Origin of the sequence: Streptomyces viridosporus (genome assembly GCF_002078235.1) — a bacterium.
Lineage (GTDB): Bacteria > Actinomycetota > Actinomycetes > Streptomycetales > Streptomycetaceae > Streptomyces > Streptomyces viridosporus.
In genome coordinates this window covers 1-10,449 of record NZ_MSGP01000570.1, presented here as the reverse complement: position 1 = coordinate 10,449, position 10,449 = coordinate 1, and the positions used below count along the sequence as shown (strand labels likewise).

The following is a 10,449-nucleotide window of genomic DNA, read 5'->3' as shown; positions in this document are numbered from 1 at the left end:
GGCGGGCGGTGCGGGCGCGGTCGACGGCTTTTCCCGGTTGTCGTGAGTCCCGTTCACCGTGAGTCCCGCTCGCCGTGGATTCCCGTTCGTCGTGGGTCCCGCTCGCCGCGGGGCCGGAGCGAGTCGGACTGTCGAACGGCCCTTATTTGACAGGTCGTTCCAGAAATCCTACGGTCCTCGGTGTGGCCAGGACCAAGGAATTCGATCCGGACGCCGCGCTGCAGTCGGCCCTCGAGCTGTTCTGGCGGCGCGGCTACGAGGCGACGTCGATGAGCGACCTCGTCGAGCACCTCGGCATCGGCCGGGCGAGCCTCTACGCGACCTTCGGCAGCAAGCACGAGCTGTACCTGAAGGCCATGGACCGGTACACCGGGACGCGCGACCCGCTTCTCCTCGCCGAGCTGTCCCAGCCGGGGCCCGCGCTGCCCGCGGTACGGGCGGTGGTGCGCCGCTTCACGGCGGAGGCCGCCTCCCCCGAAGGGCGGCTGAACGGCTGCTTCGTCACCAACGCGGCGGCCGAACTGGCCCCGCACGACCCCGCGGCGGCCCGCCGGGTCGAGAGCAGTTGGGGACACCTCGAGACCTTGCTGCACTCCGCGCTCCTGCGGGCCCGGGCCCAGGGCGAGCTGCCCGGGGACCGCGATCCGCGCGCGCTGGCCCGCATGCTGCTCGTCCTGCTGCAGGGCGTGCGGGTCGTCGGCAAGGCGTCGGACGACCCCGGCCGGGTGCGGGACGCGGCCGAGCAGGCGCTGGCCCTACTGGACTGACGCCCTCGCGAACGGAGGCACCGAGCCTCCTTTCGCAGGTCCGCATACTGGATCGATCGGTCCAATAAGAGGGGGGTATGGCGACCGTGAACGTCGCCCGCGTTCCCGGTGCACGGCAGCGGTGCGCCTTCGTCCTCCTCGGGGTGTCCGGGCCGCGCCCGTCCTCATGTCGGCGGCGCCGGCCGCCCTCGCCCGCACCGCCGCCCTTCCGAACCACCGCACCCGGCAGGCCGCCTCACCCATCCCACCAAGTGGCCCACCCCTCGAAGGAGTCACCGAGATGAACCGCTTCACGGGCAAGACCGTCCTCGTCACCGGTGCCGGCTCCGGCCTCGGCCGTGCGATCGCGCTCGCCTTCGCCGCCGAGGGCGCGTCCGTGGTCGTCGCGGGACGCACCGCGGCCGCCCTGGAGGAGACCACCGGCCTCATCGAGGCGGCCGGCGGCACGGCCGCCGCCGTCACCGCCGACGTCACCGACTCCGGTCGGCTCCGGGACCTCGTGCGCGCGTGCGTCGACCGCTTCGGCGGGCTGGACATCGCGGTCAACAACGCCGGGATACTCCGCGGGACGGCACCCGCCGGCGAGGTGAGCGAGGAGGACTGGGACGCGGTGCTGCGGACCAACGTCACCGGCGTCTGGCTGGCGATGAAGCACGAGATCGCGCACATGAAGGAGAACGGCGGCGGCGTCATCGTCAACATCTCCTCCAACCTGGGCGCGCACCTGCGGGTCCCGAACGTCGCCGCCTACATCACCTCGAAGGCGGCGGTCTCCGCGCTGACCCGCGCCGCCGCTCTCGACCACGTCCACCAGGGCATCCGCATCAACGCGGTCAGCCCGGGCGCCGCCGCCGCTCCCATGTCGCTGCGGCCCGGGGAGACCGAGGCCGACCGCGCCGAGCGGATGAAGACGGAGAACCCGCTCGGCCGGGTCGCGGAGGCCGAGGAGGTGGCGGCCGCGGTGCTCTACCTCGCCTCACCCGCGGCGGGCGCGGTGGTCGGCACCGATCTGGTCGTCGACGGCGGATCGTCCGCCTGACGATCCGCCCTCCCGCGCGCTGTGCCGGGGAACGCCCACCGTGCCCGGGCCCGGACGGCTCACGCCGGACCGATGACGCACCTCCGGCTCAGGTCACTGGGCGGGCGGTGCGGGCGCGGTCGACAGCATCTCCAGCTCGCCGCGCATGTTGTAGCGGGCCGTGGCCTCCCAGTGCTCCTGCCCGTACGGGGTGCGGAACAGGCGTCGTGCGGCGAGGAGTTCACGCAGCACGGTGGTGCGACCCTCGCGGAAGGCGTCGGCCGGCACGAAGTGGTACTCCTCGCGGACGGCGGCGGTGTAGGCGGCGTACACCGACGGCGGCGAGGCCAGGACCGCCAGGTCGGCGTCGCACAGCACCTGGCCGTCGCGGTCGTCGTCGGCCGGGTCGTGCGTGACGGTGAGCCGGACCAGCCGGGCCACCTCGGCCGCCTTCGCCCCCGGAACCCCGGCCTCGGGCAGCGCCCGCTCGGCCAGCCGGGCCGACCGCTCCTCGTTCTCGGAGCGGTCCGGCAGGTACACGGCGTCGTGGAACCAGGCGGCGAGCCGCACGACGTCCGGGGCGTCCGCGTACTCCGCCAGCGTGTCGACGTGGTCCAGGACCGCGGTGAGGTGGGTGAGCGTGTGGTAGCGCCGCTGCGGTTCCTGCCAGCGGGCGAGGAGGTCCTCGGCGTAGAGCACGGGGTCGGGACCGCCCCCGGGAGCCCGGGCCCCTTCCAGGGCACGGACGAAACGGGCACGCAAGGCGTCGGTATCGGCCATACGGCCATTGTTCCCGGTGCACACCCCGAGGGGTCACAGATCCAGTTCGGCCCGCACGGTCTTTCCGGGGCCACCGTCCTCGCGCGGCGCGACGCACATCCGGCTCACCAGGCAGGACACCAGCCAGAGACCGCGGCCCGTCTCCGCCCCGGGGTCCTGGGGGAGGCGGGGCCGGGCCGGGGGCAGACGGTCGTCCCGAGTGTCGGTGACCTCGACGCGGACGAGGTCGCGGGCGGCGGCCAGGGCCAGGTCCAGACGGAAGTCGCGGCCCGGGACGCGACCGTGGATCACCGCGTTGGCGGCGAGTTCGGCCACGACGAGCGTCACGGTCCCGTTCACCTCGGACGCGTACGGGAAGCCCCAGGCGTCCAGGCGGTGGGAAGCGAGCCGCCGGGCCAGGCGGGCGCCGCGCGGGGTGGAGGTGAAGCACATGGAGAACTCTTCGGCGTGGGCTGCGGGCCGGGTGGTGTGCTCGTTGGGGGGAGTTTCAGTCGCCATGGCAGTGAGCGTGCCGCTGTGTGCATACCGTGACCAGCACCGAAGTCCTTACACAGCGTTGCTGTAGGGGTGTCAAGAGTGCCTGTCGGTGAGGGAGAGGGGCAGCCATGGTGCAGGTGGCAGAACAAGCGGGGGCGGCGCGGAGCGAGGATCCTGCTGACGAGTTGCTGCGCTCTTTCGGCAGGCAGGTAAAGATCCTCCGGGAGCGGGCTGGGCTCACGCAGGCCGCACTCGCCCCACGGCTCGGGTACAGCGAGGCGCAGATCGCCGCGATCGAGCAGGGGCGCCGGATCCCACGGCCGGAGACCATCGACCACCTCGACAACCTGTTGGAGGGCGGTGGGCTGCTGCTCGCCATGAAGCGGGCCGTGGCGCTCACGCGGTACCCGGCCTTCTTCCGAGACGCGGCGCGGATCGAGGAGGAGGCCGTGGAGTTCCACGCGTACGCGGTGCTGGCCGTGCCCGGTCTGCTCCAGACAGAGGAGTACGCGCGGACCATGTTCACCGTGTGGCGGCCCCGGCGGCGCGAGGACGAGATCGAGCAGATGGTGACGGCGCGGATGGCACGCCACGGGATCTATGAGCGAAAGCCCGCGCCGACACTCAGCTTCGTCATCGAGGAATCCGTACTGGAGCGGCCGTTCGGCGGGACGGATGTCCTGCGCGGTCAGCTGGAGCACATGCTGCTGGTCGCCGAGAACCCTCATGTCGAGATCCAGGTCATGCCGACCCGGGTCGTCGATCACGCGGGGGCGGACGGGCCGTTCACCATGATGACCCCGGAAGGCGGGGAACAGGTCGCCTACGTGGAGAGTCAGGCCAACGGGCGCGTGATCACCAAACGGGAAAGCGTACGGGGGTTCGCCGTGCGGTATGGAATCCTGCGGGCACAGGCGCTGTCCCCAGCCGAATCCGTGCGCCACATCGAGAAGTTGCTGCAAGGAGACCTATGAACACCGAGCAGTCCCGGGCCCAGTCGCTTCACTGGTTCAAGTCCAGCTACAGCGGTGGCGCGGGCGGCGAGTGCGTCGAGGTCGCCGCCCTCCCTGCCTCCGTCCACGTCCGCGACTCCAAGGACACCGGTCGGGGCGCCCTCGCGGTGGCCCCCGCCGCCTGGTCCGCCTTCGTCGCGCACGCACGTCACGCTCACTGACCGGAAACCGACGTCAACACGGCGTGACGGTCGACTTGACCCGCTTCCGCCGACCTTGGCAGCGTCGGCAGCAGTGAACAGAACACGGTGCACAGGGCTGCACCAGGTCCTGGGGCCGCTCCTTCGGGGGCGGCCCGAGTGTTTCTGGGAGGGGTGGCCGCGAGCGGGGCGGCACGCACAAGCGGAAGGGCTGATTACGGGTAGTGCGGGTGATCTTCCGCTGGGTAGTGTGAACCGCCGGAGCGCGCACACCTGTCCGCACGCCGTCCTCGCGGGTTCCCCGATCGACCGCGACGCGCGGGCCGCCGACCCGAAGGAGACCGGAAGAAGTGAGCAGCCAGGTGCACCCGACGTTCGTCCTGGTCCACGGGGCCTTCGCGAACTCCTTCTCCTTCGCGCCGCTCCAGGCCGAACTCGGCCTCCTCGGGCACCGCTCGGTCGCCGTCGACCTGCCCGGCCACGGCTTCGGGGCGACCTACACCCGTGCCTACCAGGCGCCGCAGGATCCCGAGGGCCTCGCCACCGCGCCCGGCGCGATCAAGGGCGTCACGCTCGCCGACAACGCCGCGCACCTGATCGGGGTCCTGGAGCGGGCCAAGCGGAACGGCCCGGTGATCCTCGTCGCCCACAGTCGCGGCGGCGTCACGGCCACGGCTGCGGCCAACGCGCGGCCGGACCTGATCGACCGCATCGTCTACGTCGCGGCCTGGTGCCCGGTCGCGCTCGACGTCGGCGACTACTACGCCGAGCCGGAGATGGCCACGGTCGACGCCGCCTCCCTGGGCCTGGCGATGGCCGGGAACCCCGCCGAACTCGGTCTGCTCCGCGTCAACTTCCGCACCGCGGACCCGGACGCCCTGGCGGCGTTCAAGGCGGCCTTCCTCGCCGACGCCACCGACGAGGAGTTCCTGACCTTCCTGAACACCTTCCAGCCCGACGAGAACCTGGACGTCGGCACCTCCGCCGACCGGGCGCAGGCCGAGACCTGGGGCCGCGTCCCGAAGACCTTCGTCCGCCTGGCCGACGACGCGAGCATGCCGCCGGCCATGCAGGACCGGCTGATCCGCGAGGGCGACGAGCTGACGCCGGACAACCCGTACGACGTCCGCACGCTCCCGGGCAGCCACCTGAAGTGGCTGGTCGACCCGGCCCCGGCGGCCCGGCTCCTGGGGGAACTCGCCGCACTTCCGGCCCCGTCCGCCCGGCCGTGACCGCAGCCGCCAGGAAACGGTGCGGGAGCGCGTCCGGCCCGTTCCGGCGGCACGAGCGGTCCACGGCTCCGGGGCTCCTACGGGGCCACCCGCGCGACCCCTCCCGCCTCGAGGGCCACCCAGAGGGCGCCGTCGGGCCCCAGGGCGATGCCGTGGGGCTCGGAGGACGGTGACGGCAGGTCGTACTCGGTGATCTCGCCGTCCCCGGTGATGTGACCCACGCGGCCGGCTCCCCAGGCGGTGAACCAGCAGTCCCCGGTGGAGGCCGCGACGATGGCGTGCGGTCCGGCCGTGCGGTCGGGGAGCGGGAACTCCGTGATCCCGCCGTCCACCGAGATCCTGCCGATCTGTCCCGCCGCGATCTCGACGAACCACAGGGCCGTGCCGTCACTGGTGATGCCCACGGGCCCGGCCTTCGGGGTGGGCAGGGGATGGAGGGCGGTGTCGCCGTCGAGGGTGATGCGGCCGATCGCGTCGGCCTGGTTGAGGGTGAACCACAGGGCCCCGTCCGGACCCGTGGTGATGGCCGAGGGGAAGCCGCCGGTGACCGGAAGGGCGAACTCGGTGATCTCTCCCTCACCGGTGACGCGACCGATACGGTCGGTGTTCATCTCCGTGAACCACAGCGCGCCGTCCGGGCCCGCCGTGATGCCGAAGGGCCCGCTGTCGGGCGTCGGCAGGCGGAAGGAGTCCACTTCGCCGTCGGTGGTGATGCGGCCGATCGCGTTCGCCTGGTGGAGGGTGAACCACAGGGCACCGTCCGGCCCGGGGGTGATGACCGTGGGGCGGCAGGCGGGGGAGTCCAGGGGGTACTCCCTGAACTCGCCGTCGAGGGTGAGACGCGCGATGCGGCCACTGCCCACGAGGGTGAGCCACAGGGCACCGTCGGGGCCGGCCGTGATGCCGTAGGGCCCGGCCTCCTCGTCCGCCACGCGGATCTCCCTGACGGACGGGGCAGGGGAAGGGGGCACAACAACTCCTCGCCACCCCGTCGGGAACGGGGAGTTCGGTCTCGTACCTGTCACCGTCGCACCCTGCCCGGGAGAGGAGAGGTGGCACAACTGCTTTCCTCCTCCGGACGCGCGCCGGGGCCCCGCACTAGCGTGGCCCGCATGACGACTCCTGCTGATGTGCGGAACGTACGAGACCCCGAACTCCCCGGGCGGCTGCTGGCCGTCGAGCGGGACGCGCTGATCCCGCTGCTGCGGGGCAGGGCGGAGGAGGACTTCGCGCGACCGGTGGTGGCCTGTCCGGGCTGGACGGTGCGGGACGTGCTGGCGCACTGCTCGGCCGCGCTCACCCGGGTGGTGGAGCGCCGGTTCGAGAAGGGCGTGTTCTCGCCCGAGTCCAACGACCGGGACATCGCCGAGCGGGCCGACTGGACGAACGCCCGGGTCCTCGACGAGCTGGAGCGCGGGATGACCGGGGCCGGGCCGGTGATCGCGAAGGCGGGCGGGCCGCTGGACGCCGTCGCGCTGGGCGAGTGGGTGCACGCCGGGGACGTGCGCGAGGCGTTCGGGGAGCCGGGCGCGTACGCGGGCGCCGGGCTGCCGTACGCGCTCGCCCTGCTGGCCCAGGTCACGTCCGCCCGGGGACACCTGCCGCTGCACGCCGACCTCGACGACGCCGACGAGCCGCTGCGACTGGGCGACGCCTCGGGGGAGCGGCCCCCGGCGCGCTACATCGGGGACGGGCCGACCCTCGTGCGGCTGTACGCGGGGCGGCCGGTGGGCGGGACGCCGTACGAGCTGGCCGGGGCGGAGGCGGCGGAACTGAACATCTTCGGGGACTGAAGCGGTCGTCCCGCGCGGCCGCGGGCACCTCGCGCGGCCATGGGGCAGCGGATCCCCGGCACGCGGGCGTAGGCTTGGATTGGACTAGACCTGTAGCCGCCGTCCGATGCCGGTGACCGCCGGCGCACGCCGATGAATGGGGCCCCATGAGCAAGCAGCGCGCAGTCCTGGAGGTGATCGCCCTCGACGTCGAGGACGCGGTCGCCGCCCAGGCGGGAGGTGCGGACCGCCTCGAGCTGGTCACCGACATGGCGGCCGACGGGCTCACCCCGTCGGCCGGGACCGTCGCCGGGATCCGCGGGGCCGTCGACCTCTCGCTGCGGGTGATGCTGCGGCTGTCGGACGGGTTCGCGGCGGGCGACGTCGACCGGCTGGTGGGCGCCGCGTGCGCGATGCGCGAGGCCGGGGCCGAGGAGTTCGTGCTCGGGTTCCTCACCGCGGACGGCGGGGTGGACCTCGGCGCGGTCGAACGGGTCGTCGGCGCACTGGACGGCTGCCGGTGGACCTTCCACCGCGCGATCGACCGCGCCGCCGACCGGGACGCCCTGCGCAAACAGCTCGACGGCCTGCCCGGCCTCGACACCTACCTCACGGCGGGCTCCCCGGCCGACGTCGACGACGGGCTGCCGACGCTGCTCGCCGAGGCGGGCCGGCGCGGGGAGCCGGGGTACGAGCAGCAGCTGCTGGTCGGCGGCGGCCTGCGCCTGGAGCACGTGCCCGCACTGCTGGAGGCCGGCATCGACGGCTTCCACATCGGCGGGGCGGCCCGGCCGGACGGCTGGGACGGGCCCGTCTCGGCGGAGGCCGTCGCCCAGTGGCGCCGGGCGGTGGACGGCGTCGGGACCGGGGACTGACCGCCGGCGGGACGGGCCCGGTCGCCGGCCGCGACCGGTGACCGGGTACGAGCGACCGAGCGACCGGTGACCGGGTGCGGAGGCCCGCCGGTGTCCGGCGGCGGGGCGGGCCGGGTCAGCCCAACTGCTCCGGCAGCGGGGCCGTGTGCGTCACGATCAGGCCGGAGACCGCCCGGGTCAGGGCCACGTACAGGCGGCGCAGGCCGGTGCGTTCGTCGGGCTCGCCGTCGACCACGGCCCGGGGCTCGTCCAGGACCACGTAGTCGTACTCCAGGCCCTTCGCCAGCGACGCCGGGACCAGGGTCAGCCGGGTGTCGTGCGTCGTCTCCTCGCCGGGGCCGACCGAGGTGATCCCGGCCGCCGCCAGTTCCCCGGCCAGCTCCGGGATCCGGGCGTCCGCGGCGATCAGACCGACCGAGCCCTCGTGACGCAGCAGTTCGCGGCAGGCGGCCACCGCGTCGCCGGCCCCCTCGACCCGGCGGACCTCGAAGAAGCCCGGGTTCTCCCGGATCGACGCCACCGGGGCCAGCCCCGGCGCGATGTGCGGGAGCAGCCGGGAGGCGTACGCGATGACGTCCGTCGGGACGCGGAAACCGGCCGTCAGCTCCTCGACCACCGCGTCCCGCTTGCCCAGGTGCGCCAGCGCCTCCTCCCAGCTCCGCGTCGCCCACGGCGTCGTGCCCTGCGCCAGGTCGCCGAGGACGGTCGCCGAACCGGTGGTGCAGCGCCGGCCCACCGCCCGGTACTGCATGGGGGACAGGTCCTGCGCCTCGTCGAGCACCACGTGCCCGAGCGAGTGCGTGCGCCGGATCAGATCGGCCGCCTCGTCGATCAGCACCGCGTCCGCGGGCGAGAACTTCGCCGACTTCACCGACCGGGCCGGCTTCGCCCACAGGATCGCCTTCCGCTCCTCCTCGTCGAGCAGCCCTTCCGCGTGCTCGGCCAGGAACTCCGCGTCGCCCAGCAGCCGCAGCACCAGCTTCGCCGGGTCGACGGCCGGCCAGATCGCCTTCACCGCCGCCTTCACCGCGCTGTTGCGCGCCACCGCGTCCTGCACCCGGTCGTCCGGTGCCTCCCCGGCCCGCTCCATCTGCACCAGCACCGTGTGCGCGATGCGTTGCGGCAGCGCCTCGCGGGCGGCGCCGTAGCGGATGTCGCGCTCCAGCAACTGCCGGACGATGTCCTCCAGTTCGTACGCCGGGACCCGCCAGCGGCGTGCGCCGCGCACCACCACGACCGGCTCGGTGGGCAGCGTGACGTGGGAGTAGAGGGCCCTCCGCAGCACCTCGGCCATCCGGGCGTCGCCCTTGACGACCGCGGCCGCCGCGTCGTCCGTCCCGCGCACCTCCACGTGCGCCACCAGGTCGTCCACGGTGGCCTGCGCGACCGTCAGCTCGCCCAGCGCGGGCAGCACCTGCTCGATGTAGTGCAGGAAGGACCGGTTCGGCCCGACGACCAGCGTGCCGGTGCGGGCCAGCCGCTCGCGGTGGGCGTACAGCAGGTAGGCCACCCGGTGCAGACCGACGGCGGTCTTCCCGGTCCCGGGCCCTCCCTGCACGCACACGCTGCCCGCCAGCCCGGCCCGTACGATCTCGTCCTGCTCCGGCTGGATCGTGGCGACGATGTCCCGCATCGGGCCGACGCGCGGACGTTCGATCTCCTGCTGGAGCAGCTTGCCGGCGGTGTCCGCCGCGGACGGGTCCGAGAGGTGCTCGTCCTCGTACGCGGTGAGGGCTCCGCCGGTGTAGCCGAAGCGGCGGCGCAGCGCGACGTCCAGGGGGTCCTTCCTGGACGCCCGGTAGAACGGCTGCGAGACCGGCGCGCGCCAGTCGATCACCATCGGGTCGCCGTCCGCGTCGTGCACGTGCCGCCGCCCGATGTAGAAGTTCTCCCCCTCCGCGCCCTCCGCCCGCTCGGCGCCGGGGGCGTGCAGGTAGTCGAGCCGGCCGAAGAACAGCGGGGTGTCGCTGAGGTCGGCCAGCGCCTTGACGCGCTCCTCGATCTGGCGCTCGAGCACGGCCGCGTTGACCCAGTTCGCGGTGACGTCGCTGATGTCGAGGGACTCGACGTCCTCGCGCATCGCGCGCAGGGCGGCGCGGGACGCGGCGAGATGGGCGCGCTCGCGGGAGAGGGGGTCGTGGTCGGCCCCGGGCTCGACGGGTTCGACGGGTTGGTCTGCGGACGTGGGCGCGGACACAGGGGTGCCTCCGGGAACCTGCTGGGGTGGCTGCGGGATACCGGCCGGTTTCCGTCCGGGCGGCGGCGCTCCGCGCATGACGCGCATGACGCGCATGGACGGAGGCGGGCAAGGGCGGAGATTCTAGGGCGCTCGGCCGGTGCGGTCCAAACGGTTTCCGCGCCCGCCGCGCCCGCCG

At 73.6% G+C, this 10,449-nt stretch carries 11 protein-coding genes; 7 read left to right on the top strand and 4 right to left on the bottom strand.

What is annotated here, in order from left to right; translation table 11 throughout:
* Window positions 1-182: 182 nt before the first annotated feature.
* Window positions 183-767: a TetR/AcrR family transcriptional regulator gene (locus B7L92_RS32820; protein WP_081240927.1), complete on the top strand. Its 585-nt coding sequence runs from the start codon at window positions 183-185 to the stop codon at window positions 765-767.
* Between the two features lie 280 nt (window positions 768-1,047).
* Complete coding sequence (locus B7L92_RS32815) at window positions 1,048-1,806, top strand: SDR family NAD(P)-dependent oxidoreductase (protein ID WP_081240926.1); 759 nt, start codon at window positions 1,048-1,050, stop codon at window positions 1,804-1,806.
* 93 nt (window positions 1,807-1,899) lie between these two features.
* Here B7L92_RS32815 and B7L92_RS32810 read toward each other — a convergent pair whose 3' ends face one another.
* On the bottom strand, window positions 1,900-2,565 hold the full coding sequence (locus B7L92_RS32810) for an HD domain-containing protein (RefSeq protein ID WP_081240925.1): 666 nt from the start codon (window positions 2,563-2,565) through the stop codon (window positions 1,900-1,902).
* A 33-nt stretch (window positions 2,566-2,598) separates the two neighbouring features.
* Window positions 2,599-3,063 (bottom strand): ATP-binding protein, encoded by a 465-nt coding sequence (locus tag B7L92_RS32805; protein WP_081240924.1) that lies wholly within the window; start codon window positions 3,061-3,063, stop codon window positions 2,599-2,601.
* Between the two features lie 107 nt (window positions 3,064-3,170).
* Between B7L92_RS32805 and B7L92_RS32800 the strand changes: the two genes are divergently transcribed.
* The 3 genes from B7L92_RS32800 (at window position 3,171) to B7L92_RS32790 (ending at window position 5,427) form a co-directional block, all read left to right on the top strand.
* A complete protein-coding gene (locus tag B7L92_RS32800) occupies window positions 3,171-4,016 on the top strand; it encodes a helix-turn-helix domain-containing protein (RefSeq protein WP_174704055.1) in 846 nt (281 codons plus the stop codon).
* Window positions 4,013-4,216 (top strand): DUF397 domain-containing protein, encoded by a 204-nt coding sequence (locus tag B7L92_RS32795; protein ID WP_081240923.1) that lies wholly within the window; start codon window positions 4,013-4,015, stop codon window positions 4,214-4,216. The genes B7L92_RS32800 and B7L92_RS32795 overlap by 4 nt, the downstream gene beginning before the upstream one ends.
* Window positions 4,217-4,545: 329 nt before the next feature.
* The gene (locus B7L92_RS32790; RefSeq protein ID WP_081240922.1) at window positions 4,546-5,427 is read left to right on the top strand and encodes an alpha/beta hydrolase; all 882 of its coding nucleotides are present in this window, start codon (window positions 4,546-4,548) and stop codon (window positions 5,425-5,427) included.
* Window positions 5,428-5,504: 77 nt separating this feature from the next.
* Here the strand turns inward: B7L92_RS32790 and B7L92_RS32785 are convergent, their stop codons facing one another.
* Window positions 5,505-6,398: a Vgb family protein gene (locus tag B7L92_RS32785; RefSeq protein WP_081240921.1), complete on the bottom strand. Its 894-nt coding sequence runs from the start codon at window positions 6,396-6,398 to the stop codon at window positions 5,505-5,507.
* A gap of 141 nt (window positions 6,399-6,539) precedes the next feature.
* On the opposite strand from B7L92_RS32785, the gene B7L92_RS32780 reads away from it, so the two are divergent.
* Together B7L92_RS32780 and B7L92_RS32775 are read left to right on the top strand one after the other, a co-directional pair.
* Complete coding sequence (locus B7L92_RS32780) at window positions 6,540-7,220, top strand: maleylpyruvate isomerase family mycothiol-dependent enzyme (protein WP_081240920.1); 681 nt, start codon at window positions 6,540-6,542, stop codon at window positions 7,218-7,220.
* Window positions 7,221-7,366: 146 nt separating this feature from the next.
* Window positions 7,367-8,074 (top strand): copper homeostasis protein CutC, encoded by a 708-nt coding sequence (locus B7L92_RS32775; protein ID WP_081240919.1) that lies wholly within the window; start codon window positions 7,367-7,369, stop codon window positions 8,072-8,074.
* A 115-nt stretch (window positions 8,075-8,189) separates the two neighbouring features.
* Here the strand turns inward: B7L92_RS32775 and B7L92_RS32770 are convergent, their stop codons facing one another.
* A complete protein-coding gene (locus B7L92_RS32770; RefSeq protein WP_081240918.1) occupies window positions 8,190-10,271 on the bottom strand; it encodes a HelD family protein in 2,082 nt (693 codons plus the stop codon).
* Between the last annotated feature and the right edge of the window lie 178 nt (window positions 10,272-10,449).